General features: G+C 73.2%; 25 protein-coding genes and 1 pseudogene. 15 read left to right on the top strand and 11 right to left on the bottom strand.

Annotated elements, in window-relative coordinates:
* Entirely contained in the window at positions 1 to 705 is a 705-nt protein-coding gene (locus ACFT41_RS26970) for a DUF6082 family protein (RefSeq protein WP_377588096.1), read from the top strand.
* Positions 706 to 953: 248 nt separating this feature from the next.
* Here ACFT41_RS26970 and ACFT41_RS26965 read toward each other — a convergent pair whose 3' ends face one another.
* Both ACFT41_RS26965 and ACFT41_RS26960 read right to left on the bottom strand, forming a co-directional pair.
* Entirely contained in the window at positions 954 to 2,423 is a 1,470-nt protein-coding gene (locus ACFT41_RS26965; protein ID WP_377588088.1) for a hypothetical protein, read from the bottom strand.
* Positions 2,424 to 2,556: 133 nt separating this feature from the next.
* Positions 2,557 to 3,465, bottom strand: coding sequence for a fibronectin type III domain-containing protein (locus ACFT41_RS26960; protein ID WP_377588087.1), 909 nt, complete (start codon positions 3,463 to 3,465; stop codon positions 2,557 to 2,559).
* A 52-nt stretch (positions 3,466 to 3,517) separates the two neighbouring features.
* On the opposite strand from ACFT41_RS26960, the gene ACFT41_RS26955 reads away from it, so the two are divergent.
* Together ACFT41_RS26955 and ACFT41_RS26950 are read left to right on the top strand one after the other, a co-directional pair.
* Positions 3,518 to 3,928 (top strand): GNAT family N-acetyltransferase, encoded by a 411-nt coding sequence (locus ACFT41_RS26955; RefSeq protein ID WP_377588086.1) that lies wholly within the window; start codon positions 3,518 to 3,520, stop codon positions 3,926 to 3,928.
* A gap of 35 nt (positions 3,929 to 3,963) precedes the next feature.
* Positions 3,964 to 5,118: an FAD-binding oxidoreductase gene (locus tag ACFT41_RS26950; protein WP_377588085.1), complete on the top strand. Its 1,155-nt coding sequence runs from the start codon at positions 3,964 to 3,966 to the stop codon at positions 5,116 to 5,118.
* Positions 5,119 to 5,181: 63 nt separating this feature from the next.
* Here ACFT41_RS26950 and ACFT41_RS26945 read toward each other — a convergent pair whose 3' ends face one another.
* Both ACFT41_RS26945 and ACFT41_RS26940 read right to left on the bottom strand, forming a co-directional pair.
* A complete protein-coding gene (locus tag ACFT41_RS26945) occupies positions 5,182 to 6,033 on the bottom strand; it encodes an aldo/keto reductase (RefSeq protein WP_377588084.1) in 852 nt (283 codons plus the stop codon).
* A 147-nt stretch (positions 6,034 to 6,180) separates the two neighbouring features.
* Positions 6,181 to 7,389: an endonuclease gene (locus tag ACFT41_RS26940; protein WP_377588083.1), complete on the bottom strand. Its 1,209-nt coding sequence runs from the start codon at positions 7,387 to 7,389 to the stop codon at positions 6,181 to 6,183.
* Between the two features lie 317 nt (positions 7,390 to 7,706).
* Here ACFT41_RS26940 and ACFT41_RS26935 point away from each other — a divergent pair, with 317 nt between their 5' ends.
* The 3 genes from ACFT41_RS26935 (at position 7,707) to ACFT41_RS26925 (ending at position 9,793) form a co-directional block, all read left to right on the top strand.
* Entirely contained in the window at positions 7,707 to 8,291 is a 585-nt protein-coding gene (locus ACFT41_RS26935; RefSeq protein ID WP_377588082.1) for a hypothetical protein, read from the top strand.
* A 349-nt stretch (positions 8,292 to 8,640) separates the two neighbouring features.
* Complete coding sequence (locus ACFT41_RS26930; protein WP_377588081.1) at positions 8,641 to 9,282, top strand: DUF6642 family protein; 642 nt, start codon at positions 8,641 to 8,643, stop codon at positions 9,280 to 9,282.
* 46 nt (positions 9,283 to 9,328) lie between these two features.
* Positions 9,329 to 9,793, top strand: a complete 465-nt coding sequence (locus ACFT41_RS26925) for a PPOX class F420-dependent oxidoreductase (RefSeq protein ID WP_377588080.1) — start codon at positions 9,329 to 9,331, stop codon at positions 9,791 to 9,793.
* 43 nt (positions 9,794 to 9,836) lie between these two features.
* Here the strand turns inward: ACFT41_RS26925 and ACFT41_RS26920 are convergent, their stop codons facing one another.
* Positions 9,837 to 10,481 (bottom strand): NAD(P)-dependent oxidoreductase, encoded by a 645-nt coding sequence (locus tag ACFT41_RS26920; RefSeq protein WP_377588079.1) that lies wholly within the window; start codon positions 10,479 to 10,481, stop codon positions 9,837 to 9,839.
* Positions 10,482 to 10,599: 118 nt separating this feature from the next.
* Positions 10,600 to 11,832: a serine hydrolase domain-containing protein gene (locus ACFT41_RS26915; protein WP_377588078.1), complete on the bottom strand. Its 1,233-nt coding sequence runs from the start codon at positions 11,830 to 11,832 to the stop codon at positions 10,600 to 10,602.
* Positions 11,833 to 11,898: 66 nt separating this feature from the next.
* Between ACFT41_RS26915 and ACFT41_RS26910 the strand changes: the two genes are divergently transcribed.
* The 3 genes from ACFT41_RS26910 (at position 11,899) to ACFT41_RS26900 (ending at position 14,311) form a co-directional block, all read left to right on the top strand.
* Positions 11,899 to 12,492 (top strand): pentapeptide repeat-containing protein, encoded by a 594-nt coding sequence (locus tag ACFT41_RS26910; protein ID WP_377588077.1) that lies wholly within the window; start codon positions 11,899 to 11,901, stop codon positions 12,490 to 12,492.
* Positions 12,493 to 12,882: 390 nt separating this feature from the next.
* The gene (locus tag ACFT41_RS26905; RefSeq protein ID WP_377588076.1) at positions 12,883 to 13,833 is read left to right on the top strand and encodes a hypothetical protein; all 951 of its coding nucleotides are present in this window, start codon (positions 12,883 to 12,885) and stop codon (positions 13,831 to 13,833) included.
* A 121-nt stretch (positions 13,834 to 13,954) separates the two neighbouring features.
* Positions 13,955 to 14,311 carry a hypothetical protein gene (locus ACFT41_RS26900; protein ID WP_377588075.1) on the top strand — a complete coding sequence of 119 codons (357 nt, stop codon included), beginning with the start codon at positions 13,955 to 13,957 and terminating at the stop codon, positions 14,309 to 14,311.
* Positions 14,312 to 14,537: 226 nt separating this feature from the next.
* Here ACFT41_RS26900 and ACFT41_RS26895 read toward each other — a convergent pair whose 3' ends face one another.
* Positions 14,538 to 15,263, bottom strand: coding sequence for an MIP/aquaporin family protein (locus ACFT41_RS26895; protein ID WP_377588074.1), 726 nt, complete (start codon positions 15,261 to 15,263; stop codon positions 14,538 to 14,540).
* Positions 15,264 to 15,502: 239 nt separating this feature from the next.
* Here ACFT41_RS26895 and ACFT41_RS26890 point away from each other — a divergent pair, with 239 nt between their 5' ends.
* The gene (locus ACFT41_RS26890; protein WP_377588073.1) at positions 15,503 to 15,781 is read left to right on the top strand and encodes an adhesin; all 279 of its coding nucleotides are present in this window, start codon (positions 15,503 to 15,505) and stop codon (positions 15,779 to 15,781) included.
* Here the strand turns inward: ACFT41_RS26890 and ACFT41_RS26885 are convergent.
* Positions 15,768 to 16,841, bottom strand: a complete 1,074-nt coding sequence (locus ACFT41_RS26885; RefSeq protein WP_377588072.1) for a beta family protein — start codon at positions 16,839 to 16,841, stop codon at positions 15,768 to 15,770. The two genes, ACFT41_RS26890 and ACFT41_RS26885, sit on opposite strands and share 14 nt — an antisense overlap.
* A gap of 87 nt (positions 16,842 to 16,928) precedes the next feature.
* Here ACFT41_RS26885 and ACFT41_RS26880 point away from each other — a divergent pair, with 87 nt between their 5' ends.
* The 3 genes from ACFT41_RS26880 to ACFT41_RS26870 all read left to right on the top strand — a co-directional run bounded on the left by ACFT41_RS26880 (position 16,929) and on the right by ACFT41_RS26870 (position 19,299).
* On the top strand, positions 16,929 to 17,822 hold the full coding sequence (locus ACFT41_RS26880) for a sulfotransferase domain-containing protein (protein ID WP_377588071.1): 894 nt from the start codon (positions 16,929 to 16,931) through the stop codon (positions 17,820 to 17,822).
* Positions 17,823 to 18,076: 254 nt separating this feature from the next.
* Positions 18,077 to 18,475: a hypothetical protein gene (locus tag ACFT41_RS26875; RefSeq protein WP_377588070.1), complete on the top strand. Its 399-nt coding sequence runs from the start codon at positions 18,077 to 18,079 to the stop codon at positions 18,473 to 18,475.
* A 431-nt stretch (positions 18,476 to 18,906) separates the two neighbouring features.
* Positions 18,907 to 19,299, top strand: coding sequence for a cupin domain-containing protein (locus ACFT41_RS26870; protein WP_377588069.1), 393 nt, complete (start codon positions 18,907 to 18,909; stop codon positions 19,297 to 19,299).
* A gap of 67 nt (positions 19,300 to 19,366) precedes the next feature.
* Here ACFT41_RS26870 and ACFT41_RS26865 read toward each other — a convergent pair whose 3' ends face one another.
* Entirely contained in the window at positions 19,367 to 20,500 is a 1,134-nt protein-coding gene (locus ACFT41_RS26865) for a cellulose binding domain-containing protein (protein ID WP_377588068.1), read from the bottom strand.
* Positions 20,501 to 20,617: 117 nt separating this feature from the next.
* The gene (locus ACFT41_RS26860; RefSeq protein ID WP_377588067.1) at positions 20,618 to 21,439 is read right to left on the bottom strand and encodes an IclR family transcriptional regulator; all 822 of its coding nucleotides are present in this window, start codon (positions 21,437 to 21,439) and stop codon (positions 20,618 to 20,620) included.
* 229 nt (positions 21,440 to 21,668) lie between these two features.
* On the opposite strand from ACFT41_RS26860, the gene ACFT41_RS26855 reads away from it, so the two are divergent.
* A complete protein-coding gene (locus ACFT41_RS26855; RefSeq protein ID WP_377588066.1) occupies positions 21,669 to 22,775 on the top strand; it encodes an FAD-dependent monooxygenase in 1,107 nt (368 codons plus the stop codon).
* 217 nt (positions 22,776 to 22,992) lie between these two features.
* Positions 22,993 to 24,750 (top strand): cytochrome c oxidase subunit I, encoded by a 1,758-nt coding sequence (gene ctaD, locus ACFT41_RS26850; protein WP_377614022.1) that lies wholly within the window; start codon positions 22,993 to 22,995, stop codon positions 24,748 to 24,750.
* A 33-nt stretch (positions 24,751 to 24,783) separates the two neighbouring features.
* Here ctaD and ACFT41_RS26845 read toward each other — a convergent pair.
* Positions 24,784 to 24,897: pseudogene (locus ACFT41_RS26845) on the bottom strand (M20/M25/M40 family metallo-hydrolase); the annotation flags it as partial.
* Positions 24,898 to 24,906 lie beyond the last annotated feature (9 nt).

Here is a 24,906-nt window from a genome sequence, read left to right as displayed (position 1 = left end):
ATGCTGGTCGCAGTACTCCTGTCTCCGCTCGGCCTGCTCTGGATCGGCGGTCGGCCCGGGTACGACTGGGCGTTGTTGGGGAACGTCGGTGAGACCTACGGGGCCGCGTCCGCCATCCTCGCCGCGCTCGCGCTGATCGGAGTGGCCACCTCCCTGGTGTTGCAGGGGCGGGAGGCGAAGGCGGCGCGGGAGCAGTCGATCCGTGCGCTACACACCGACCTGCTGAAGATGGCCATTGACGACCCCGAACTGCTGGAGTGCTGGGGACCCATCGAGGAGGCCGCCGACCTCGACTGGTTCCGCAAGCACGTCTACACGAACCTGATCGTGTCGCATTGGCAGTTGATGTGGGAGGTGGACGTGCTCAGCGAGGCCCACCTCGAAGTGCTCGCCGATCAGTTCTTCAAGGGAACGGCGGGGCGTCGCTTCTGGGCGGAGGCACGAGGGCCACGGATGAAAGCCGAGACGTCTAGGCGTGCGCGCCGGTTCACGGCTGTCGTCGACCAGAGCTACCTTTCTGCGCTCGACTCGGGACCGGCGGCCGACGAGGTGGCTGCTTCCTCGCCGGCAACCCCGCCCGAGCCTGCGGCAACGGCGCCTCGTGCCAAGAGTGTCATCCCGCTTGCGGCCGGCCTCGTACTCGGTGCCGTCGCCGTCCTCGCCGGTCATCGGCTCGCAGCACGGCTCCAGCGTCACCGCCCCTGAGCCGTCACCGCCCCTGATGGTCGTCACCCCTTGAGTGGTTGGCGACAGCCCCGCCGTGGGCGTCGCCATTGTCACCGTACGCCCCTGGCGTCGCCTGCCGTTTCGTCCCGGGCAGGCCGTACCCCTCTGTGTGCCCGGGCTGCCCGGTCGCTGGCGCTGGTACTCGCCCGCCAACGCCCCGCGTCCCGACGGCACGGTCGAGCTGCACGTCCGCGCCGTCGGCGCCGTTTCCCGTGCCCGTTTGATTCCTACGGGTCGAGCGCCCACACCGCGACGCCCGCCAGCGCGAGCAGCGCCGCCGCGAGTACGCACCACACGAGCACCCGGCGCGGTGACAGCCCGCGCGGCATCTTGCGCCGTGCCGGGGCGGGGTCGGGCGAACCGCTGGCCGGCGGTTGGCGCGGGTGCGTGGTGTCCGCCTCCCGGTCGGGGGTCGCCGGTGCGGCTACCGGCCACCTGCCTACGGCGGCGGGCGGAGCGGCCGAGGCTGCGTACCCAAAGGGGTTCTCCTCGAGGTGGGCCTGCATGGCGCGGGCCGCCAGCCGGAGGCACCACAGGCCCCGGTCGGGCCGCAGGTCCTCGAAGGTCGTGCAGGTCAGGGCCTGGGCGATCAGGGAGAGGCGGGCCTGCCTGCGCCAGGTGGCCGTCCCACCGGGCTGGGCGTAGGCGGTCCCCACCTCGTCGGCGATCCGGACGAGCTCCGCGACGGGCCCGGGCAGCGTGCCCGGCCGCCCCCGCTGCGGGTGGACGAGGTAGTCGATCAGCGCCTCGGACCCGTCGCGGGTGAGGCTCGGGACGTACCGGAGCACGGTGGCCAGCAGCAGGGCGGCCACGTCGCGGGTCAGCGGGGCCTCCGCGTCGACGGCGCTCAACCCGACCAGCGAGAACCGCTCGGGGTACGACCTGCCGTCGGCCCCGCAGGGCACGAGCACGTTGCCGCCGTGCAGGTCGCCGTGGGTGAAGCCGGGGTGGAAGTCGATCGGCTGGCGGTGGTGCGGCGATGCGGGGTCGACGGGCCGCAGCGGGTTCGGCAGAGGGCGCGAGTCGATGAGCAGCGACTCGGCGCCACTGTGGAAGCCGAAGATGCTCATCGCGTGCTGGATCTTCTCCCACCCGCCGGCCGCCCGCAGTTCCCGTTCGAGGTACGGGCCGAGTGTCGTCTGGCGGGTCGACGGGCCGACCCTCCCGGGTGCCGCTGCGACGCCGTTCCATTCGTGCAGCACCGCTTCCAGCACGGCCCGGAACGCGGCGAGCAGGTCCTCGCCGTCCAGCTGGTCCAGGCCCCGCACGCGGGCACCGTCGTCGGTCGTCTCCTGGAAGCCGCTGGTCGTCTCCTGGAACATGAGCCGTCGGCCGTCGCGCAGGTCGATCGGCGGGAAGATCTGCTCGGCCAGGTGCTGCCGGGCGAAGTCGCCCGGGGTCGCCCGTGCGGTGGCACGTGACCAGTGCTGGCCGCGCACCTCCCGGCTCCGCGAGCGGGCCGGCAGGACCTTGACGAAGACCTTCCGGGTGAGTGTCCGGCGGCCTGGCGGCACCGGCTCGGTGAGCTTCGCGACGAAGAGAGTGGCGCCGCTGTAGCCCCGGTCGAGGCGCGTCTGCGGCGGGACGCTGATCTCCCGGTCGCACTGCTGCCCGAAGTCCTCCAGCGCCGCCCTGAGCGTGGGGTCGGGTACGTAAGGTTCGAGGGGTTCGCCCATGTCCGCCGTCGGGCCCTTCACGAGTGAAAGTGAATGTGGACGATCGGGACTGCATCATCCAAGAAGGGTGTTGCGCGCGGAGTGGAAACTACCTCAGGGCCGGGCGAATCAGGGGGATACTCGCAGCGGACTGCCAACCCAGTATCGGCGGGCCTCAGCCGGCGTACTGGTCGCCGAACTCGCGGACGCCGTCCACATCGAGGGTGATCCGGCTGTTGTCGGCCCAGGTGCCGGTGGCGGCCCGCCAGCTCGGGTCGTCCCGCTCGTCGACGGCGGTCCAGTTCTGCCGGTGGAAGCGGAGCTGGATCGGCCCGCTCGACTCGCCGGGGGCGAGCACCCCGCCGGTGAAGGTGAGCCGGACGTATCCGGGGACCGGTGTGCCCGGCACCGGGTACCGCGTCGCGGTGGGGACCGGAGTGGGGCTGCTCCCCGGGGGCGGGGGCGGCGGCGCGGGCGGCGGGAAGAAGACCAGTTGCCGCTGGACCCTGTCGCAGCCCAGCGCCGCCCAGTCGCATTCCGTCACCAGGGACGTGTTGCCGCCCTCGAAGCGCACGTGGTAGTCCACCCGGACCGTGCGCAGGTCGAGCGGCTGCGTGCCGGTGTTGACGACCTGCGCGACGAAGTGGACCTGGTTGTCCGTGGGCGCCCAGTCGAGGTTGAGATAGCTGACCTTCGCCCGCCCGTACGCGGTGCGCAGGTCGGTGGTCGCCGACGTGTCGGAGTATCCGCCGATGGTGTGGGCCTGGATGGCGACCTGGTACTCGGTGCCCGGCGGCAGGTCGGTCAGCGTGATCGAGGGCGTCTGCGTGCTGCCGAGTCCCCGGTACGTGTTGGGGCCCAACGGCACCAGCACCTCGTACGTGATGGGTTCGGTGCCGCCCGGCTCGCCCACCCAGGCCGACGGTGCCCAGGTGAGGGTGAGTTCGTGCGGCTCGTTGGCCACGACGACCGGCGCGCCGGGCGTGGTGAGGGCTGGGCCGTCGTCGGCGCGGGCGGCGGTGACGGCGAGCAGGCTCAGCAGGCCGGCGACGGCGGCTGCGGCGGTGACGCGACGGGCACGCATGGCAGGCAGCCTATTGGTCGATGCTTGTCGATGTATATGGCCGACCGGTCCGATGCCGCCGCCCGACCGTCCAGGGGCGGCGGAGCTGCCCCGGCTCCCCTACGTCGGCGTGGTCGGCGCTGTGGAACTGGTCTGGCGCAGCGAGGCCGATCGCACGGCCGAGCTCGGGTACGTGCTGCACCCCGACCATCAGGGGCGCGGGCTGGCCGTGGAGGCCGCCACGGCCCTGCTGGACTGGGGCTTCGACGGGTTCGGCCTGCACCGGGTCTACGCGCGGTGCCACGCTCGCAACGAGGCGTCCGCCCGGCTGATGGCGCGGCTCGGCATGTGCCAGGAGGCGCGCCACGTCGAGAGCTACCTGTTCCGGGGGGAGTGGGCCGACCGGCTCGTCTTCGCCGTCCTGGCCCGGGAGTGGCGAGCCCGCAGGCAGCCGCCAGGGTCACCGGTCGATCACCCTCAGTAAAAGGGGTGAACCGCCGATGGTCACCGTCCGTACCCATGGCCGTGAAGACGACCGAGCTGCGAGCGGGGCCGACAGTCAGGGTGGCGGAGACGATCCGGGCGGTGAGCGCCGACCTCGGGCCGTCCTGGGCGGCGACCGCCGCCGCCGTCGACCGGGCCGCCGCCAACTTCCTGGACACCGTGGGTGACCGCCTGCCCGGGCTGCTGCCCGAGCGGGACCACGACGTGATCTTCGCGGCGCTGGGTCGGCTGGCCGGCGGCGCCGACGACACGGCCGGGCGGGCCGCCGCGCTGGCGGTCCTGGCCCGGGCCCACCGCGGCGTCGGCCTGCTGCCGCAGCACGCCGACCTGCTCGGCGACGCCCTGCTCGCCGCCGTGGCGCGGGAGAACCGGGCACACTGGACGGCCGCCCTCGCCGCCGGCTGGGAGCGCGGGTTGCGCCGGGCGGTCACCGCCGTGCGCCGGGCCGCCGCCCGGGTCGGCGACGGGCCGGCGTGGTGGCGGGCCGAGGTGGTCGCCCACGACCGGGCCGCCGACGGCGTGGCCGTGCTCACCGTACGCCCGAGTCGGCCGCTGCCGCACCGGCCGGGGCAGGCGGTGCCCGTCTGTCACCCGCACCGGCCCGGCGCCTGGCGGTGGTATTCCCCGGCGAACGCGCCCCGCCCCGACGGCACCGTCGAGCTGCACGTGCGCGCCGTCACCGCCGGCACCGTCTCGGGCACCCTCGTCGACGGGGTACGCCCCGGCGAGCCGCTCCTGCTCGGCCCGCCCTGCGGGAACAGCCTGCTGCTCGACCCCAGCCCTTGGCACGACCTGCTGCTCGTCGCCGGTGGCACCGGGCTCGCGCCGCTGCGCGCCCTCGTGGAGCAGCTCGCCGCCGCCCCGGACGGCCGGCGGGTGACCCTGGTCGCCGGGGCCCGCACCCCGGCCGACCTGTACGACCGGGCGACCCTGGCGGAGCTGGAGGCCGCCCACGGGTGGCTGACCGTGGTGCCCGCATATTCCCACGACCCGGCGGCCGGCTCCGCCGAGCGGGGCGATGCGCTCACCGTGGCCCTGCGCCACCACACGGCCGAGCAGGAGGTGCACCTGTGCGGGCCGCCGCCGATGGTGGCCGGCGCGCGGCTGCGGCTGCTCGCCGCCGGGGTGCCCGCCGACCGCATCCACCTGCCGGACACCTTCGACCGCTGACGGCACCGGCGCGACCGGCCGGTGCCGCCGGGTCGGACGGCCGCAGGCCGCCCCGCCGTGTGCCTAGTCGGGCACGTAGTCGAAGGTGTCGGGGTTGGGGCCCTGCCGGCCCGCCTCGCCCCGGTCGAGGCCGGTGACCCGCTCCATCGTCGTGTCGTCCAGCTCGAAGTCGAAGATCTGGAAGTTCTCGGCCATCCGCTTCGGGTTGACCGACTTGGGGAAGACGATGTCGCCGCGCTGCACGTGCCAGCGCAGCACCACCTGGGGCACGGTGCGCCCGAGCTCCTCGGCGATGTCGATGAGGGTCGGGTCGTCGAGCACCGTGCCCTGGGCGATCGGCGACCACGCCTGGGTGAGGATGTTGTGCGCGTGGCCGTACGCGCGCACGTCCTCGTTGCCGAGGTAGGGGTGCACCTCGATCTGGTTGACCGCCGGCACCATGTCGGCCTCGCCGGCAAGCCGCTCCAGGTGCGGCACCTGGAAGTTCGACACCCCGATCGAGCGGGCCCGGCCGTCGTGCCGGAACTCCTCGAGGACCTTCCAGGTGGAGACGAAGTCGCCGTCGTAGCGGGTGGGCAGCGGCCAGTGGATCAGGAACAGGTCGACGTGCTCCATCTTCAGCGCGGCGAGGGTGGCGTCGAACGCGCGGCGGGCGTCGTCGGGGCGGTGGAAGCCGTTGTTCAGCTTGCTGGTGACGAAGACCTCGTCCCGGTCCAGGCCGGAGGCGCGCACCGCCTGGCCCACCTCGGCCTCGTTGCCGTACATCTCGGCGGTGTCGATGTGCCGGTAGCCGACCTCCAGGGCCCGGCCGACGGCCTCGGCGGTGTCCTGCGGCGCGATCTGGTAGACCCCGAAGCCGAGCTGGGGAATGGTGTTGCCGTCGTTGAGCGCGATGTCGGGAACCGTGTTCGCCATGTCGGCCGTCTCTCCCATCGTCAGGGGCCCGGGGCGCGTGGAGGCCACGCGGCCGGGCCGTGCCACCCGGTTGTCCTACCCCGTCCCGGTCGTCTGCCCACGACCGGGTGGGGTGATCCACGACAACCGGGTGGCCCGGCGCGCGGGTCAGCCCCAGATGGCGGTGGCCCACTCCGGGTGGTCGACGAACGGGTTGCGGTTGCCCTGCCAGCGATCGTAGATGACCTGGTTGCGGCGCTTCTCGAAGGCGTCCGGCGGGTCGGCCAGGTTCCAGGAGAGCAGCACCGACAGCTTCCCGTGGTACGGGGACGTGCCGTTGGACACCGAGTTGTTGATCTCCAGGTTCGGCCAGCCGTCGTCGCCCTCGTACCGGATCGCCATGTACATGATCATCCGGGCGACGTCGCCCTTGACCGCGCTGCGCGGCTCGAACGAGTCGGCGTCGGAGTAGCAGCCGGCGCACTCGGACACGCCGCTGCCGCCGGTGTCGAAGTCCTTGTTGCTGCGCGTCGAGTTGACCGAGACGTCCTCGGGGCGCAGGTGGTGCACATCGGTGCCGGGGCCGGTGGCGGTGCCGAAGTCGCCGTGCGACTTGGCCCAGACGTGCTCGCGGTTCCAGTCGTTCGCCCCGCCGCCGTTGCTGGTCTTGCTCTGCGAGCGGCCGCTGTAGAGCAGCAGCACGTTGCTGGCGTTGGCCGGGTCCTGGTCGGTGTCCTTCAACGCCTCCCACACCTGGTCGTAGTTGAGCTTCGTCTGCGTCCTGATGATCGTGTGCAGGGAGCTGCGCAGCGCGGTGCCGGTCTTGCCGATCGCGCTCGCGTAGTACGTCGAGTCGTACGGGCCGCCACCGCCCGACGGGCTGGGCGACGGGGTGGGCGAGGCGGTGGGCGGGGCCGTCGGCGTCGGGCTCGGGGTGCCGCCGCCGAGGCTCATCGCGGTCGGGTTCTTCAACCCGCCGTGGCTGAAGTACGCGGTCAGCGCCCCGCTGGCGGTGACCTGCCTGCCCCGCAGGCCCGGGTTGGTCAGCAGCCCGAAGGTGCTGCGGTACGCGGCCGTCACCTGGACGTACAGCATCCTGCTCGTGCTGGTCTCGGCGGCCGTGTCGGCGATGGCGATCGCCGTGTCCGCCGTGTAGCCGGAGGTGATCACCGTGGTCGTCGCCGTCGGCTGCCCGATGACGTACCCGGTGACGGTGGCCGCGCGCCCGTCCTGGGCGGCCAGCGCCTGGGCCACGGTCAGCGTGGTCGCCGCCGACGCGGAGGTGCTCGCCACGACGGGTGTCACCAACGTGACGGCCAGTGCGAACGCCGTGATCAGCCGCCCGGATCGCGAGCGGGTGATGCTCTTTGTATTCATGGTCAGCGATGCTAGCGGCGCTGGTGTGAACACCGGGAGAGCGCCGGGGAACTTTACGGGGCTGAAACCGTCGCCCACGGCCGGCCGGTGCTTGATCGACTCCAGGTCGGCGACATGGCGTGATCATCCGCCCCGGATACCGCCACAAGCCCGTCATGACCTTGGTGGCACCGCGGCGGGGGCGCGATTGAACTCATCGCCCGCGCGCGCCGTACCACTGCGCGAGGATGTGGTGCGGCGGGTCGGCCGCACCGCTGCCGAGCTGCGGGAGGCCTGCCGTGCGAGTTGGTGAGCAGTCGACGGATCCCATCGACCAAGTGCTGGGTGAGGTGCCGGTCCCGGCGTCCCTGACACCCGAGGACGTCCGGCTTGCGGTCCGGGCGGTGGTGGTGCACACCGCCGAGGAGTGGCCGTCGGGGCCGCTGTGCCGCAACGACGGCGCGTCGTACCCCTGCCGGCTGCACCGCTGGGGCCGGCGGGTGCTGGAGGCCCACGGCCTCAACGGGCGTCAGATCGATGCCCTGATCAGGCACGGGAACCCGTTCGTGCACGTGCCGTTCCCGTTCACGGCGACCGGTCCTTCGCGCGCCGACCGGCCCGCCGCCCACCCGGCGGCCACGCAGTCCGGGCGGGGTCCGACGCCCCCGGGCCGGGCCGCCAATCCGGCCGGGCGTACGCCCATGCCGCCGGGCCGGGTCTCCGCGTCCGGTGGGCGGGTGCCGACGCCGCCGGGGCGGGTGCCGACGCCGCCGGGGCGGATGCCGACGCCGCCGGGGCGGATGCCCACACCTCCCGGCGGGCGGGTCTCCGTGCCCACCGGGCGGCCCGTGGTCCGGCCCGGCGTTCCTGTCCGGCCGGCCCCGCCCAACGCCGCCGCGCCGCGCTGGCCACGGGCGAGCTGACGGGGAGCGCGTCGCAACGGCCCGCTCGTGGAGGAACCCCGCGACCGGGCCGTTTCCGTCCGGGACACGGCGTGAGGGGACGTACTTGCCTGAGGACCCCCCCGCTGCTCCGACTCCGGCTGTCCCCGGCTGGATGAGGCCGCCGGGTTCCTCGCCACCTTCCGGAAGGAGTGGCCTCCCGCCGTCAGCGATGCCACTCGATCCGCGATCGAGCGCGATCTTGCATCCCCACGACGAGACGAGGCGGGCACGACGAGACGAGGCGGGACTGCGCCGGCTCGCACGGAGGGTGAATCCCGGGGTGGCGGCGGCTGGCGGTACCGTCAGCCAGGGCTCGGGGAGGTGGCTGGTGGCGCGCGGTGGTGTCTTCTGTGTCGAGGGGCAGTGGCACCGCGACCTCAACGAGCGCGGGTCGGTCCTGCCGACCCTGGAACTCCTCGAACGGCTGGGCAAGATCAGGTTCATCCACAAGGACGCGGCGACCCGCGACGAGCTGTTCTACTTCCTCGACCGCTGGCTGCTCAAGCAGTACGCCGACTACCGGGTGGGCTTCTTCGCCATGCACGGCGAGCCGAGCCGCCTCTGCCTCACCGACTGGGACTCGGTCGACCTCTCCGACGTCGCCGAGCGGATGGCCGGCCGCTGCGACGGCCGCCGGCTCTACTTCGGCAGCTGCTCGGTGCTGCGGGCGTCCGACGCCGTGCTGCGCGACTTCCTCGACGAGACCGGCGCGGCGCTGATCTGCGGGTTCACCCGCGAGGTCGACTGGGTGGAGTCGGCGGCCTTCGAGACCGTGCTGCTCGACGTGCTCGCCAACGGGCAGCGGCACAACGCCGCCGAGCTGCGGATGGGCTCGGCGCACTGGGCGCCGCTGGCGGCGTACCTGGGCTTCCGGGTGATCTACGCCAACGGCCGGGCCTGGCGGCCGGCGGCCCGGCCCCGGGTGCCCGTCCAGCCCACGGCGGAGCGGAACACCGCCCGGCCCCGCTGACGGGGCCTACCGGCGGAAGCCGGCGAAGCTGCTGGTAGAAACGGGTATGGCACGCAGCATCGCGAGCAACACCCGGGTCGACCGGGCCGCCCTGATCGACTTCCTCCGTCCCCGGCACCGGGTCCTGCTGATGACCACCCGGTCCGACGGCCGACCCCAGTCCTCCCCGGTCGCCTGCGGGGTGGACCCCGGGGGCCGGCTGGTGATCTCCACCTATCCCGAGCGGGCCAAGGCGCGCAACATCCGGCGGGACCCCCGCGTCTCGGCCTGCGTGCTCTCCGACGACTGGGACGGCCCCTGGGTGCAGGTGGACGGCACCGCCGAGGTGCTCGACCTGCCCGAGGCGCTGGATCCCCTGGTGGAATACTTCCGCAGCATCTCCGGAGAGCACCCGGACTGGGCCGAGTACCGGGCGGCGATGGCCCGGCAGGGCAAGTCGCTGATCCGGGTCACCATCGACGGCTGGGGACCGATCGCCACCGGCGGCTTCCCGGCCCGCCTCGCCGACTGAACAGCGGCCGTCCGGCCGGCGCGGGACCGGGGACCCGGCGCGTTCAGTAGCCGGCCGTGAAGCGCATGTTCTCGAAGCGCGGGTCCTCGATCTCGTCGACGACGGCGACGGCCAGGTCCTCGTAGCTCAGCGCCGCGCGTCCCCGCTCGTCGGTCACCGGCTCGTCGAGGCCGGTGCGGTAGTGGCCGGTGCGCTCGCCGGGGTGGAACTCCAGCGGCGGCGGGGAGACGTACGTCCAGGTCACCCCGTCGGCCGCCGAGCGGTACCAGGCCAGCGCGTCGGCCTGGCCCAGGGCGGACTCCTGGTATTCCGCGGGGAAGTCCGGCTCCTCCAGGAACGGGGTGCCGCCCGGCGTGAGCAGGGTCGCCCCGCCGCCGACGTGGATGATCCGGGGCGGGTTCGGCACGTCCCGCAGCACCGTGACGAGGTTCTCCGCCGCGTCCCGCCACAGCGCCCGGCCCTCGTCGCCGCCGACGGCGACCACCATGACGTCGGCGGCCGGGGCCAGCTCCCGCACGCTGTGCGCCGAGGTGACGTCCCCGGTGACCAGGTCGACCCCGGCCGGCAGCCCGCCGGTCGCCTCGGGACGGCGTACGGCGGCGGTCACCCGGTGGCCGCGGTTCACCGCCTCGGCGGTGATCCGTGAACCCGCCGTGCCCCCGGCGCCGAACACCACGACGTTGCTCATGGCCCCAGGCTAGGAGCCGGCCGGGCCCGGCGGTGCCGTTCCGGCGATCCCGTCGCGGGCCGCCGGGGCCCGCCGGCCCGGCACCCGCCGAGCCGCCGCCCGGGCAGCGGCGGACAGCTCAGTCGATCAGGGCGGAGTAGACGAGCTGGCGCAGCTCGGGCCGCAGCGGGTGGGTGCTCGACGGCATGAGCTGGGTGAACAGCAGGGCGGTGACCTCCTCCACCGGGTCGACCCAGAAGGCCGTGCTGGCCATGCCGCCCCAGTAGTATTCGCCGACGCTGCTCGGTACCCGGGACGGCACCGGGTCCTGCACCACGGCGAAGCCGAGGCCGAAGCCGATGCCGTCGAGGACCGTCTCGGCGAAGCCCGTCGGTGAGAACGAGGCCAGGTCGCGGCCGGCGGGCAGGTGGTTGCGGGTCATGAAGCGCACCGTGCGGGGCCCGAGCAGGCGTACGCCGTCCAGCTCCCCGCCGCGCAGCAGGAACTGGGTGAACCGGTGGTAGTCGGCGGCGGTGGAGACCAGCCCGCCGCCCCCGGAGAAGCAGTCGGGCGCGGCCAGCGCGAGCCGGCCGATCGCGTCGGCGCGGGTGGCCTGCCCGGTCACGGGGTGCGGGAAGTAGAGGGCGGCGAGGCGCTTGGCGTCGGCCTCCGCGACCCACCAGCCGGTGTCGGTCATGCCCAGCGGCCGGAAGATCCGTGCGGCGAGGAACTCGTCGAGCCGCTGCCCGGAGACGACCTCGATCAGCCGGCCGAGCACGTCGGTGGAGACCCCGTAGTTCCAGCCGGTGCCGGGCTGGAACAGCAGCGGCAGCCGGGCCAGCCCCCGGCTGGCGGCGGCCAGGTCGGCACCGGCGGGCACGCCGAGGTCGAAGCCGGCCGCCCGGTACAGGCCGTCGACGACGGAGACCTGGGCGAAGCCGTACGTCAGGCCGGACATGTGGGTCAGCAGGTGCCAGATCCGGATCGGCTCGACCGCCGGCACGGTGTACGGCTTGGTCACCGGGCCCTTGTCGTAGACCCGGACGTCGGCGAACTCGGGCAGCCAGCGGCCGATCGGGTCGGTGAGCTCGAACCGGCCCTCCTCCCACAGCATCATCGCCGCGACGGAGGTGATCGGCTTGGTCATCGAGTAGATGCGCCAGATGGTGTCCGGTTCGACCGGAAGGCCCGCCTCCCGGTCGCGCATCCCGTAGGTGGCGGAGTGGGCGATCTCGCCCCGCCGGGTGATGAGGATCTGCCAGCCGGCGAGCAGGCCGTCGTCGACGTACCTGCCGAAGTGCTCGTCGATCCGCGCCAGCCGCGCGGGGTCGAAGCCGATGCGGTCGGGGTCGGTGCGGGGTACCAGGCTCACCCGCCGAACCTACTAGCCGGTACGCGGTGCGCGGAAGACGTCGGTGGCCGCCGTTACGCTGGCCGGGTGCCGGAGCCGACCGAGGACGCGACCTTCCGCCACGACGACTGGTACGCCGAGGACCTGGCCGACCGGCACTTCGTGCGCTGCGAGTTCTTCGACGTCGACCTGACCGAGGCGGTGAGCCGGGGCGCGGTCTTCACCGAGTGCGTCTTCGGCAACGTGGCGTTCAACGCCTCCCGGCACGCCGACTCGGCCTTCACCCGGTGCGCCTTCACGCGGTGCAACCTGTTCGAGGCCGAGTTCACCGGTTGCAAGCTGGTCGGCAGCAGCTTCGACCAGTGCGACCTGCGGCCGCTGCGGGTCGACGGCGGCGACTGGTCGTTCGTGGCGCTGCCCGGCGCCGACCTGCGCGGGGTGCGCCTGACCGACGTGCGGATGCGCGAGGCGGACCTGACGGGCGCGGACCTGACCGGTGCCACGGTCACCGGCGTCGACCTCTCCGGCGCCCAGCTGCACGGCTCGCGGCTGTCCCGCGCCGACCTGCGCGGCAGCGACCTGTCCGCGCTCGACCCGACGACGGTGCAGCGGGCCGGCGCGCTGATCGACGCCGAGCAGGCGGTGCTGCTGGCGCGGGCCCTCGGGTTCCAGGTGGGCTGACCGGCGGCTCAACCGGGCCCCGCCCCCGGTTCGTGGACTTCGCCGCTTTCGCGCTCAACGTGACCTCCAGTACGCTCAGCGCAGCCGGCGGCGCCACCACCGCCACGGCGCGTCGCGGTGCGCCCTGCCTGTCTCGCCGCGACGTCGGCGCCCGCCCGGCTGACCCCCGCCGACGTTCCCGCGCCCGTCCGGTGAAACGGCACCGTGGCGCAGCCTGCCCGGTCGCCGGTGAGCTGGTCGTGCGCCGGTTCCCTACCGGACGGTAACGAAGTGGAAACGCCCGGCGGGACACCCCTGGCGTCCGGCCGGGGGTGGTGCCAACGTGATACGGCTCGCGCCGGTGCGCGGCGGTCGCCGGGACCGGGACACCGGGTGGGGAGTGGAGGCCAGGTGGCGCAGGAAGACCTCACGCGGGACGTCGGCCCTGGTGGACGGGGGCCGAGCGGCCCGCTGCACCGGGCCGGGGAGCTGGCCGACGGTCGGACGCGCTCGGAGCAGCGCCGGCTGGCGCGGGCCCGGCAGCGCCGGCGGTGGGCGGTCGAGGGCCTGATAGTGCTCGGGTGTCTCGTCGCACTAGGGGCGTACGCCGCGTTCCCGGCCGGCCCGGCCACCGGGCCGGACGACGAGGCCGTGGTGCCGGCCCCCGCCGGCCGGCCCAGTGGCGGGTTCCCGGTGGTGGACCGGCCGGGCTCGCCCGCCGACGCGGCCACGCCCGGCCTGCGCCCTCGGCAGCGGACCCCGGCCCCGTCGCCGTCGCCGTCGCCGTCGCTGTCGAGCCCCGTGGCGCCGCAGCCGACGGCGGTCCAGCTCGACGTCGACCAGGCCGACGTGCCGGCCGACGTCGACCTGACCGCGGCGGGGACCCGGGACTGGGTCCACTGGGGACTGCGCGGTGCCGACTCGACGGTCCGCAAGCGCGACGGGTCGGGGGAGATCGCCGACGAGGGCGGTCACGGCGACCGGGTCGGTCACGACGTCAGCCCGGAGACGTTCAGCTGGCGCGACGGTTCCCCCGTGACGTCGTCCACGGCGACCACGGCCGGCGTCTCCGCCTGCGGCGTCGGCAGCGGCTTCGCGCTCGCCGTGGACGGTGGGGATGAGGCCCGCACCGTGCGCCTCTACGCCGGCCTGTGGATGGCGCGCGGCCGCCTGGAGGCGCGGCTGTCCACCGGCGGCGCCACGACGGTCCGCCGGCTGGAGGACCCGCACACCACGCACACCGCCGAGTTCACCGTGCGGTTCCGGGCTCCGGAGGGGGCGAAGCTGCTGCTCACCTGGACCGTCGAGGCCACCTTCGGGGGTTGCGGCAACGTCAACCTGCAGGCCGTGGCGCTGCGCTGAGCGGGTCGCGGGGCGGTCGGTGCCTACCCGCGGGTCGGGACAGTTTGTCCGTCATGCCACCCCTGGACGGTCGTAGGTTTTCGCTGACCTGGTCCGTCCGTCCTCTGTGGAGGCTTGTCCGATGAGCAGCACCGCCACCCGCACCCCCACCCGTGCCGTCCGTCCCGCCGTCGTCCCCGGTGTCGTCCCCGGAGCCGGCGAGGAGCCCGGGGAGGGGCTGCGGGACATTCCGCTGCCGCCGTACGTCACGGGGGAGGACGCCCAGTTTGCTGTGCGGGCGGTCGTGGTGCACGCGCCCCGGCGCTGGTCCGGCGGGACGGTCTGCCGCAACGACGCCCACCCGCACCCCTGCCGGCTGCACCGCTGGGGCCGGCGGGTGCTCGCCCTGCGCGGCCTGCGGGCCGCCGAGATAGACCTGCTGATCGAGCGGGGCGACCCGGCCGCCACGGTCCGCCCGCCGGACCGCCCCGGCGCCTGACGCGCCGGACGTCCCGTCGGGTGCCCGTGGGCCCGGGCCCCTTCCTCCGCACCCGGAAGGGGCCCGGGCCGGTCTGACAGGTGACGCCTTCCCCCGCTCGGGGTCCGCGGCGCAACTCTGCATGCGCTGATGCTGCCATGGAGAATTCTGCCGGCCAACCCCATCAGGCGAAGGTAAGTGCCGAAGTGGGGGACGACCCGGGGTCCGGGCGCGCTCGCCGGCCGCCTCAGGCGGCCCTGGGCGCGGTGCCGGTGGGTTCCTCCGGGTCGGCGCGGTAGTGCGGGTCGCGGCGCACGACAAGCGGTGCCACGAGGGCGGCCAGCGCGCCGCCGAGCAGCGGGAAGACGATGAACACCCAGAGCTGCCGCAGGGCCGTGCCGCCCTCGAACAGCGCCGGGCCGAACGACCGGGCCGGGTTGACCGAGACGCCGTCGAGGGTCAGGCCGACCAGGAGGCAGGCCGCGAGGGTCAGCCCGATCGCCAGGCCGGCGAACCCGGCGTGCTCGGCCCGACTGGTCACCACCAGCACGACGAGGACGAACAGGAAGGTCAGCACCGTCTCCAGCACGGCCGTGCCGCCCAGGTTGATGTGCGCGCCGTAGCCGTTGGTGCCGAGCACCCCGGTCTGGTCCGCCACGTCGCCCCACCGGGTCAGCCCCCAGATGAGGAGGGCGGCCACCGTCGCCCCGGCGAACTGCGTGATCCAGTACGCCACCGCGCCGGCCGGGGAGATCTTTCCCGACAGCAGCACCCCCAGGGTCACCGCCGGGTTGACGTGGCTGCCGGAGAGCGGGCCGATGGTGTAGACCAGCCCCACCAGGATGAAGCCGAAGGCCAGGGCGACCACCACCACGCCGCCCTGGACCTGGGCGAAGACCGCGCTGCCCACGCCGAAGAAGACCAGCAGCAGGGTGCCGACGAATTCCGCCGCGTACCGCCTCGCGTCGTCCATGGGCTTCAGCGTAGGGAGCATCCGGGCAGCTCGGAGCCAGTTCCGCCGCAAGGGCGAATCGAACTCGTACCATTTGACGGATGCGCCGGCAGCGGGCACGGTGGGTGCAGGGGCGCGTTTCGAGCAGCCCCGTTCCGCCCGGTGACGGCCTTGCCGTCACCCGAGCTCCCCCGTGTGATCGTCCGCGGGCTGAGCCCGGTCTGCGCCGACCGCGACCGAGAATCCACGAGGAGTGCGCCATGCTGACCATGACCGACAACGCCGTGCTGGTGATCCGCGACCTGACCGCCCAGGAGGACGTCGCCGAGGGCGGCGGCCTGCGCATCGCCGCCGACACCGATGCCGGCTCGCTCACCGTCGAGCTGGTGCCCGAGCCGGTACAGGGCGACCAGGTGGTCGACCACCAGGGCGCCCGGATCTTCCTCGACTCCGACGCCGCCGACCTGCTCACCGACACCTCGGTCGACGCCACCGTCGACGACGAGGGTGTCGTGCAGTTCGGCTTCACCGAGCATTAGCCGGCCCCTCGCCGCGCCGGCCCGCGGCGCGTGCGGGCCGTCCGGTGGGGCGGCGTTCGCCGCCGTGCCGGAGCTGGTGCAGCACGTGGGCCAGGTGGTGCGAGGTGCTCCAGGCCGACCAGTTCGTCGTCGAGCCGGCCCCGGCCACCCGCCGGGCCCGGCGCAGGATCTCGTGGTCGCCCCACGAGAAGGCCGCCCCGCCCGCCGGCCAGTGCGCCGCCGAGACCAGCGTCCGGCACAGGTCGGCCACCCGCTCGTCGCCCCGGCCGCCCCGCCGGGACCAGCGGTAGAGCCACCAGGCGCCGTCGGTCGTGTAGCGGACCGTGGGCAGGCGGTCCCCGCCCGCCTCGCCGCCGGGCACCGCGCAGCCCACCGCGTAGTCGCCGTACCGGACGCCGAGGTCGGCCAGCCGACGCCAGAGCAGCCAGTCCCAGCGTTCCAGGCGGACCGGCTCGTCGGTCGGGAACCCGGACAGCGTCGGCGGCAGCCCGCCGGCCGCCACCGTCACCGCCCGCCAGGCGTGCCGCCGTGCCCAGTCCACCAGCCGCCGGGCGCGCGGCTCGGCCAGCCGGACGTCCGCCGGGCAGCAGACGTCCCCGGCGTCGACGAGGAGTTCGCACTGCTCGGGGACGAGCCGGGTGAGCCGCCAGATCCGTTCCACCGCGGCCGTCGTCGCGTCCGGGCCGGACCGGTCGCTGCCGGCCCGCAACCGCACCACCAACCGCCCGGCGTACGCCCGGGCCGCCACGCCGTGCGCGGCCAGCCGTGCGTCGCTGTCCGCGAGCCCGGCCACCGGCACCAGCGGTACGTTCCACCGGGCCAGCTCGGCGTCGGCCCCGTCGGGCAGGGCGGTCACGTCGACCGCCGGCAGCAGCCCGGGCGGGAGCCGGGCGAGCGCCTCCGCGAGGGCGAAGTCCATCGTGGACACGTCGAGGACCGGGGCGAGCAGGGCGGCCGTGGCGCTGTCGAGGTGGCGGAGCGCCTCCAGCTCGCCGCGGCGGCAGGCGAGGATGGGGTGGTAGACCGGTCCCGCCGCCCGGCCCTCGTGGGCGGGCACCATACTTCAATGTAGCGGGACATCGGCGCTCGTCACAGGGCTTGCGGCGAATGCCGGACGTCCGGCCGGGGCCGATCGTACGATACCCGGATGCCCGACGCGCCCTTTCGTTACCGATCGTCCGACGAGGACAGTTCCCGCTGGGCCGGCTTCCGGTTCCGCGACGGAGACATCGTCATCAGCACCCGGTCCAAGAGTGGCACCACCTGGGTGCAGATGATCTGCGCCCTGCTGGTGTTCGGCACGCCCGACCTGCCGGCCCCGCTGTCGCGGCTCTCGCCCTGGCTGGACTGGCTGGCCGAACCCTGCGACGAGGTGTACGCCCGGCTCGCCGCCCAGCCGCACCGCCGGTTCGTCAAGACCCACACCCCGCTCGACGGGGTGCCGCTGGACGACCGGGCGCACTACGTGGTGGTGGCCCGACACCCGCTGGACATGGCGGTCTCGCTCTGGCACCAGAGCGGCAACCTCGACCGGGTGCGGCTGGCCGAGCTGACCGGCCGGCCCGCCCCGACGGGGCCGCCCGCCCCGCGTACCCCGTTGGTGGAGTCGTTGCGGCGCTGGGTGGACCGTGAGGTCGACCCGCGCGCGGAGCTGGACTCGCTCCAGGGGGTGCTGTGGCACCTGGGCGACGCCTGGTGCCGCCGCGACCGGCCCAACGTGACCCTCGTGCACTACGACGACCTGGTGGCCGACCTTGCGGGGCAGATGCGCGCCCTGGCCGGGCGACTCGGTGTCGAGGTGCCCCGGCCGCGCTGGCCGGAGCTGGTCGAGGCCGCCACCTTCGACCGGATGCGCGCACGGGCGGACCTGCTGGTACCGGACCCGGCGGGGGTGTTGAAGGACCGTCACGCCTTCTTCCGGCGCGGCCGTTCGGGGCAGGGGCGGGAGTTGCTCGACGCGGGGGCGCTGGCCCGCTACCGGGCGCGGACCGCCGCCCTCGCCCCGCCGGACCTGCTGGCCTGGCTGCACCGTGACCGCTGACGCGGGCCGGGCCGCGCGGGCGGCCCGAGTCCGTGATCGGACAGGGTGTTCCCAGCTCAGGAGTGTGATCAAATAGCCGAATGTCCATGATTGGACAGTCGGCGGGGCTGGCCTGCCGACGGCCGGACGGATTAGCGTTTGACCCGTAAAAGGTATTGATCAGATTGAAACGCTAATTGTCATCCTGATCACTACTTTTCACTACATCCCTCTATTTGGTCGCCCGCGGCCCGGGCGGCCGCGAAGGAGCGATCATGTCCGAGTCCAAGCAGACCGCCGACCAGCCCGTCGCCAGCGCCGAGGTCGTCGCCGAGGCCGTCGCCCAGCTCGTCCCCGCCACGACCGTGGGGATGCCGCCGACAGCGCAGCTCTTCTTCGCGGTCGTCAACTCCAACGGCGCGCTGGTCCGCGGCTTCGGCGTCTTCTCGTCGCTGCGCCTCGGCGTCGGGACCTACCAGGTCGTCTTCTCCCACGACCTGACCGGTTCCGCGTACATCGGGACCATCGGCCTGCCCGGCAGCGTCGGCGCCTCGCCCAGCGGCGAGATCGCGGTCGTCGGCCGGGCCGGCGTGCCCAACGGGGTGTTCGTGCAGACGTTCACCTCGGCGGGGGCGCCCGCCGACCGGGCGTTCCACCTCGCCATCGCGTCCTGACACCCGCACCGGGATCCCGTACGCCCCGCTGAACCCGGCCCCCGTCGCAGCCCGCAGCGGGGGCCGGTCGGTCGTCCGCCCCCGGACAGTCGGTTGTCGGCCCCGGAGCTGCTGTCGATCGCGGAGCTGTCGGCCGGAGCTGCCGATCCCGGAGCTGTCGGCCCCGGAGCTGTCGATCCCGGAGCTGTCGACCCGGACAGGAGCGCACGGCGCCGCCGCGACCCGAGGGTCGTAACGTCGCCGCGCTCCGGCCGTCTCCCACCACCGCAGCCCTACGGCGGTACGCCGGCGGGGACCTGGCTCGACCGACCGGGTGCATCGGTCGAGATGGCGATGCCCCGTTTGGGCGGGTCCAAACCTCGGATCAGTGGGAAACCCCACCATCCGTCGTTCCCGGCGTGACGCGGGGCGGGACCGGGTATGTGCGGGCCATGGAGCATTTCACGATCGCGACCGTCGCCGAGAAGAGTCCGGATTTCCGGCGGGTGCTGTGGACGGGTGAGCACACCCAACTGGTGATCATGACGATCCCGCCGTCCGGCGAGATCGGCGAGGAGGTCCACGAGGGCATCGACCAGATCCTCACCTTCGTCAGCGGCACCGGCGAGGCCCGGGTCGCCGGGGAGAAGAAGGAGGTCGCCCAGGGCGACCTGGTGGTGGTGCCGGCCGGCACCAAGCACAACTTCGTCAACACCGGCCCCAACCCGCTGGTGCTCTACACCGTCTACGGCCCGCCCGAGCACGCCGACCAGGCCGTCCACCACAGCAAGGAGGAGGCCGACGCGGCGGAGGCGGCCGGCGAGGACGAGCCGCCCACCTCCTGAGCGCGGCGGGCGAGGGGTTCCGGCCCGCCCGCGCGGCGGGCCGGAACCGCCCCCGCCGCGCGGCGGTTCAGGAGCGGGTGCAGGTCAGAGCGTTGAGACTGAAGCTGGACGGCGACGAGTACGCGCCGCTCAGCGTGCCCTGGTAGCCGAAGCTGGCCGTGGCGCCCGGGGCGAGCGTGCCGTTGTGGCCGACGTTGCGCGCCGTCACGCCCGACCCGCTCTGGGTCACGGTGGCGTTCCACGCGCCGGTGATCTGCTGCCCGCCCGGCAGGTTGTAGGTCAGCGTCCAGCCGTTGAACGTCGTCGTGCCCGTGTTGGTGATCTGCACGTCGGCGGTGAAGCCGTTGTTCCACGAGTTCGCCGTGTACTTCACCGCGCAGCCGCCGATGCCCGGGGGAGGGGTCGGGTTGGTGGTGGGCGGGGTGGTGGTCGGCGGGGCTTCGCCGATGTTGACGTTCTGCGAGAAGTTCGTCACGGCCAGCCCCGCGCCGCCCTGCCAGGGCTCGAAGCCGGCCTGGATGCTGGTCAGGTACCAGGAGCTGGTGATCGCCCCGCGGTTGCGGGTGTCGTTGATGAAGTGCAGCGCGTCGAAGCTCAGGCTGGGGATCGCCGACGACGCGACGTAGGAGATCACGTTGTTGCCGCCGTTGTTGCCGCGCCAGACCTCCCAGTTGCGGCCGGCGATGTTGGCGTTGCCCACCGGGGAGCCGATCGGCTGGATGGGGCCCTGCCGGTTGAGCCAGATCATGATCTCCATCTGGTTCACCCCGTCCCGCTTGGGGCTCGGGTCGAGCCAGATGTCGTACGAGGCGTTGTAGATGGCCCCGCCGACGTAGCGGTAGTTGATGCTGCTGGGCGCGCTGCTGATCTGGCTGACCTGAATCGGCAGGTTGGTCCCCGGCGAGCAGTTCGTGTAGTGGCAGCCGACGAAGATCGACGGGTACGCGGTCGGCGCGCCGTTGGTGGGGCTGCTGCCGTTCAGGGTGGTGATCTCGAAGCCCGTGCTGGTGGCGTTGATGCACTGCTGGGCGGTGGTGCCCCAGCGGTTGTTCTGCACGACGTACTTGCCGCCGATGACGGTCGAGCCGTACTGCTCGCAGATCTGGGTGTCGGCGGAGGCGCTGCCGCCGAGGGCGACGGCGATGATCGAGCTGGCCGCGAGGAGGCCGGCTGCCGCGAGGGCGCGGAGTGGACGCTTCATGATGCTCCTTGGCTGCTACGGCGAAACGTCGGGACGGGTCCGGAGGTGCGTCGCGGGAGCGCTCCCACGTCTAGTCGACACATTTACATGTTTGAAACCGTTGCGCAAATGAAACGGTTAAGCTAGCGCGGGATCGACGTTCGGCCCGTCGAACGGTGGCCACGAATCTCCGGCCAGCAGGGTGCGCGCCGCGCCCACCCGCCCGGCCGCCTCGACCAGCGCGGCGGCCATCCACGCCCGGGTCTGCGGCCCCAGCCGCGCGACCGGCGCGCAGAGCGCGATCGCCTCCGTCGCCGGCTGCCGCAGCGGCACCGCCACCGCGACCGCCGCCAGCCCCGGGTCGCACTCCTGCGCCTCCGCCGCCCAGCCCCGCTCGCGCACCGCCGCCAGCTCGGCGCGCAGCCACGCCGGCCCGGTCGCCGTGCTCTCCGTCCGGGCCGGCAGCGGCCAGCTCAGCAGCCGGTCCACCGCGTCGTCCGGCCGCTGCGCGAGCAGCGCCCGGCCCGCCGCCGTGGCGTGCGCCGGCAGGCGGCAGCCGATCGGGTGGTACGCGCGCAGCGCGTGCGGCGACTCCCGCCGGGCCAGCAGCACCACCGACCCGCCGTCCAGCCGGAACAGCTGCGCGGTCTCGGCGAACCGGGCCGCCAGGCGGTCGAGTACGCCGCCCAGCAGGCCCGCAGCCCCGGCGCGGCCCAGGTACGCCGCCCCGACCTCCAGGGCCCGGACGCCGAGCGCGAACCGGCCGCCGCCGTCGTCCGTCTCCACCCAGCCCCGCGCGAGCAGGGTGCGCAGGAGCGCGTGCAGGCTGCTCTTGGGGATGCCGAGCGCCCGGCTCAGCTCGACCAGCGGGCGCGGGCCGTCGGTCGCCGCGAGCGCCTCCAGCACGTCCAGCGCGCGGCCGGCCGACTTCACCGCCCGGTGCGCGTCGCCCGCCGTCACCCCCAACACCTTAGTGGATGTCGATGGATTGGCCCACCGGTGGAACGGCGTTCACCGGCCGGAACAACTTTCTCGCCCGCCCGGCCGGCCCGTCAGCCGTCCCCCGGCAATCGACGCAACCCGTCGAGGGTCGCCCCGCCCGAGACGAACGGCCCTGGCGTGCGCCGATCGCACCGAGTAGTGTCTTGCCTCCAACGCGTGCCGCTACCCCCCGGAGGCGTACACCACGATGGGTGGCTCCCCCCTGCGCATCCTCGTCGTCGGCGCGGGCATCGCCGGTCTGGCCGTGGCCCGGGCACTGCGGAGGGTGGGTCTCCGGCCCGACGTCACCGAGCGCCTGCCCGCGTCGGCCCTCGTCGACACCGGCCTCTACCTGCCCGGCAACGCGGCCCGCGCCCTGCGCGGGCTCGACCTCGACGGCCCGGTGCGCCCCCTCGGGCAGATCATCCGCCGGCAGTGCTTCCTCGACGCCGCCGGCGACCTGCTCTGCGAGGTCGACCTGGGCTCGCTGTGGACGGACGTCGGCGAATGCCGCGCGCTGCCCTGGTCGGAGCTGCACCGGGTGCTCCTCACCGGGGCCGGCGGCGAGGTCCGGCACGGGGTCGAGGTGCGGGAGGTCGAGCTGCTGCCGGCCGCCGTCGGCATCACCTTCGCCGACGGCACCACTGCCGAGTACGACCTGGTGATCGGCGCGGACGGCCCCCGTTCGGCCGTGCGCGCCCTGGCCGCGCTCGGCGGGCCGCCCCGCCCGGCCGGGCACGTCGTATACCGGGGTGTCGTCCGGGGCGGCCCCCCGGTCGCCGAGTGGACCGCGCTGCTCGGCCAGCGGGCCGGCTTCCTCGTCGTGCCGCTCGGGGCCGGCCGGCTCTACTGCTACGCCGACGAGGCGGGCACCACGCCGCCCGCCGACCCCCTCGCGCGGCTGGCCGAGCTGTTCGGCGCGTACGCCGGCCCGGTGCCCGAGGTGCTCGACGCGCTGGAGCAGGTGCACGTCGGTGTCACCGAGGAGGTCGAGCTGGGCCGGTGGTCCCGGGGACGGGTGCTGCTCGTCGGCGACGCCGCGCACGCGACCGCGCCCACCCTGTCCCAGGGCACCGCCATGGCGTTGGAGGACGCCGTGGTGCTGGCCGAGTCGCTGACCTCCAAAAACACCGTCGAGGCGGCCCTGGTCGCGTACGAGAGCCGCCGCCGGCCGCGTACCCAGTGGGTGCGGGACCGGACCCGGGACCGCAACCGCACCCGCGACGTGCCGCCGGCGCTGCGCGACCCGTTCCTGCGCCGGCGCGGCGCGGAGATCTTCGGCGCGCACTACGGGCTGTTGGTCAAACCGGTGTGAGCGGGTCGTCGGTCAGAACGGTGTGAGCGGGTCGTCGGTCAAAACAGTGTGAGCGGGTCGTCGGTCAAACCGGCGTGCGCGCGCCCGGGCGGGGCGTGATCGTAGCCGGCCACCCCACGCGGCACCCCCACCTGCCGGGGACTATCCTCCATGCGGATGACGGCTCGCAGATAACCAGGGCGTGCCGAGCGGGACAACCCAGAACCGGAGGCCACTCGTGACCACCGTCGCACCCAAGCCGGTCGTGACCCGGCCCTGGCCGGTCCGAGAGCCGGTCAAGGGGTCGGCACTCGCGCGGCTGCTGCGCACCACGGACGCGAAGCAAATCGGGATCATGTACATGGTCACCGCGTTCGTGTTCTTCATGATCGGCGGCCTGATGGCGCTGGTCATGCGGGCCGAGCTGGCCCGCCCCGGGCTGCAGTTCCTGTCGCCGGAGCAGTACAACCAGCTGTTCACGATGCACGGCACGATCATGCTGCTGTTCTTCGCGACGCCGATCGTGTTCGCCTTCGCGAACTACGTGGTGCCGCTGCAGATCGGTGCCCCGGACGTGTCGTTCCCCCGGCTGAACTCCTTCGCGTACTGGCTCTACCTGTTCGGCGGCACGATGGCGACCGCCGGCTTCCTCACCCCGGGCGGCGCGGCCGACTTCGGCTGGACCGCGTACACCCCGCTGAGCAGCGTCGAACACTCGCCGGGCGTCGGCGCGAACATGTGGGTCGTCGGCCTGGCCATCTCCGGTCTGGGCACGATCCTCGGCGCGGTGAACCTGATCACCACGATCCTGACCCTGCGTGCCCCCGGCATGACGATGTTCCGGATGCCGATTTTCACCTGGAACATGCTGGTCACCAGCCTGCTGGCGATCCTGATCTTCCCGCTGCTGGCCGCCGCGCTCTTCGCGCTCGCCGCGGACCGGCTGCTCGGCGCGCACGTCTACGACCCGGCCACCGGCGGCCCGATGCTGTGGCAGCACCTCTTCTGGTTCTTCGGCCACCCCGAGGTGTACATCATCGCGTTGCCGTTCTTCGGCATCATCACCGAGGTCATCCCGGTCTTCTCCCGCAAGCCGGTCTTCGGCTACAAGGGCCTGGTCGCCGCGACGCTCTCGATCGCCGCCCTGTCGATGAGCGTCTGGGCGCACCACATGTTCTCCACCGGCCAGGTGCTGCTGCCGTTCTTCAGCTTCCTGAGCTACCTGATCGCCGTGCCCACCGGCATGAAGTTCTTCAACTGGATCGGCACCATGTGGCGGGGCCAGATCACCTTCGAGACGCCGATGCTCTTCGCCGTCGGCTTCCTGGTGACCTTCCTCTTCGGCGGCCTCACCGGCGTGATCCTGGCCAGCCCGCCGCTGGACTTCCACGTGCACGACTCGTACTTCGTGGTGGCGCACTTCCACTACGTGCTCTTCGGCACGATCGTGTTCGCCGTCTTCGCCGGCGTCTACTTCTGGTTCCCGAAGATGTTCGGCCGGATGCTCGACGAGCGCCTGGGTAAGATCCACTTCTGGCTGACGATGATCGGCTTCCACACCACGTTCCTGGTGCAGCACTGGCTGGGCAACGAGGGCATGCCCCGCCGATACGTCGACTACCAGGTCGCCGACGGCTTCACCACGCTCAACATGATCTCCACGATCGGCGCGTTCATCACCGGCATCTCGACCCTGCCGTTCATCTGGAACTGCTGGAAGTCGTACAAGACCGGCCCGGTGGTCGAGGTCGACGACCCGTGGGGCCACGGCAACTCGCTGGAGTGGGCGACCAGCTCGCCGCCCCCGCTGCGCAACTTCGACCAGATGCCCCGGATCCGCTCCGAGCGCCCCGCCTTCGACGTGAAGTTCCCCGAGCTCGCCGCCGGTCAGAGCCTCGCCGGCCCGCCCGAGGGCGGCTCCAAGCCGCTGACCAGCGAGTCCGACAACGGTGCCAGCTACCAGGAGGACACCTCGGGCAACCTCGACCAGCGCTGACAGCCGCCGGTCACCCGTACGCCGGGCGCCGCACCCCACACCTAAGGCAATACTCATATGAAAGTCATGACCACATGCATGCATCCTACCTTCGTGCTCTGATTTAAATGGTAAATTTGTTTGTTCTTCAATTGGCAGTCCATCTATATCTGTTCG

Origin of the sequence: Micromonospora sp. NPDC057141, assembly GCF_042670805.1 — a bacterium.
Classification (GTDB): Bacteria; Actinomycetota; Actinomycetes; order Mycobacteriales; family Micromonosporaceae; genus Micromonospora.
Note: the sequence above shows the minus strand (reverse complement) of the source record. Positions and strands in the feature narration are given on the sequence as shown.

Coding starts and splice junctions, on each gene's coding strand:
- ACFT41_RS26950 (WP_377588085.1), top strand. CDS start 3,964: ATGGCCGTGAAGACGACCGAGCTGCGAGCGGGGCCGACAGTCAGGGTG.
- ACFT41_RS26885 (WP_377588072.1), bottom strand. CDS start 16,841: ATGGTGCCCGCCCACGAGGGCCGGGCGGCGGGACCGGTCTACCACCCC.
- ACFT41_RS26940 (WP_377588083.1), bottom strand. CDS start 7,389: ATGAATACAAAGAGCATCACCCGCTCGCGATCCGGGCGGCTGATCACG.
- ACFT41_RS26955 (WP_377588086.1), top strand. CDS start 3,518: ATGCCGCCGCCCGACCGTCCAGGGGCGGCGGAGCTGCCCCGGCTCCCC.
- ACFT41_RS26890 (WP_377588073.1), top strand. CDS start 15,503: ATGCTGACCATGACCGACAACGCCGTGCTGGTGATCCGCGACCTGACC.
- ACFT41_RS26880 (WP_377588071.1), top strand. CDS start 16,929: ATGCCCGACGCGCCCTTTCGTTACCGATCGTCCGACGAGGACAGTTCC.
- ACFT41_RS26875 (WP_377588070.1), top strand. CDS start 18,077: ATGTCCGAGTCCAAGCAGACCGCCGACCAGCCCGTCGCCAGCGCCGAG.
- ACFT41_RS26925 (WP_377588080.1), top strand. CDS start 9,329: ATGGCACGCAGCATCGCGAGCAACACCCGGGTCGACCGGGCCGCCCTG.
- ACFT41_RS26970 (WP_377588096.1), top strand. CDS start 1: ATGCTGGTCGCAGTACTCCTGTCTCCGCTCGGCCTGCTCTGGATCGGC.
- ACFT41_RS26945 (WP_377588084.1), bottom strand. CDS start 6,033: ATGGCGAACACGGTTCCCGACATCGCGCTCAACGACGGCAACACCATT.
- ACFT41_RS26920 (WP_377588079.1), bottom strand. CDS start 10,481: ATGAGCAACGTCGTGGTGTTCGGCGCCGGGGGCACGGCGGGTTCACGG.
- ACFT41_RS26855 (WP_377588066.1), top strand. CDS start 21,669: ATGGGTGGCTCCCCCCTGCGCATCCTCGTCGTCGGCGCGGGCATCGCC.
- ACFT41_RS26870 (WP_377588069.1), top strand. CDS start 18,907: ATGGAGCATTTCACGATCGCGACCGTCGCCGAGAAGAGTCCGGATTTC.
- ACFT41_RS26900 (WP_377588075.1), top strand. CDS start 13,955: ATGAGCAGCACCGCCACCCGCACCCCCACCCGTGCCGTCCGTCCCGCC.
- ACFT41_RS26960 (WP_377588087.1), bottom strand. CDS start 3,465: ATGCGTGCCCGTCGCGTCACCGCCGCAGCCGCCGTCGCCGGCCTGCTG.
- ACFT41_RS26865 (WP_377588068.1), bottom strand. CDS start 20,500: ATGAAGCGTCCACTCCGCGCCCTCGCGGCAGCCGGCCTCCTCGCGGCC.
- ACFT41_RS26895 (WP_377588074.1), bottom strand. CDS start 15,263: ATGGACGACGCGAGGCGGTACGCGGCGGAATTCGTCGGCACCCTGCTG.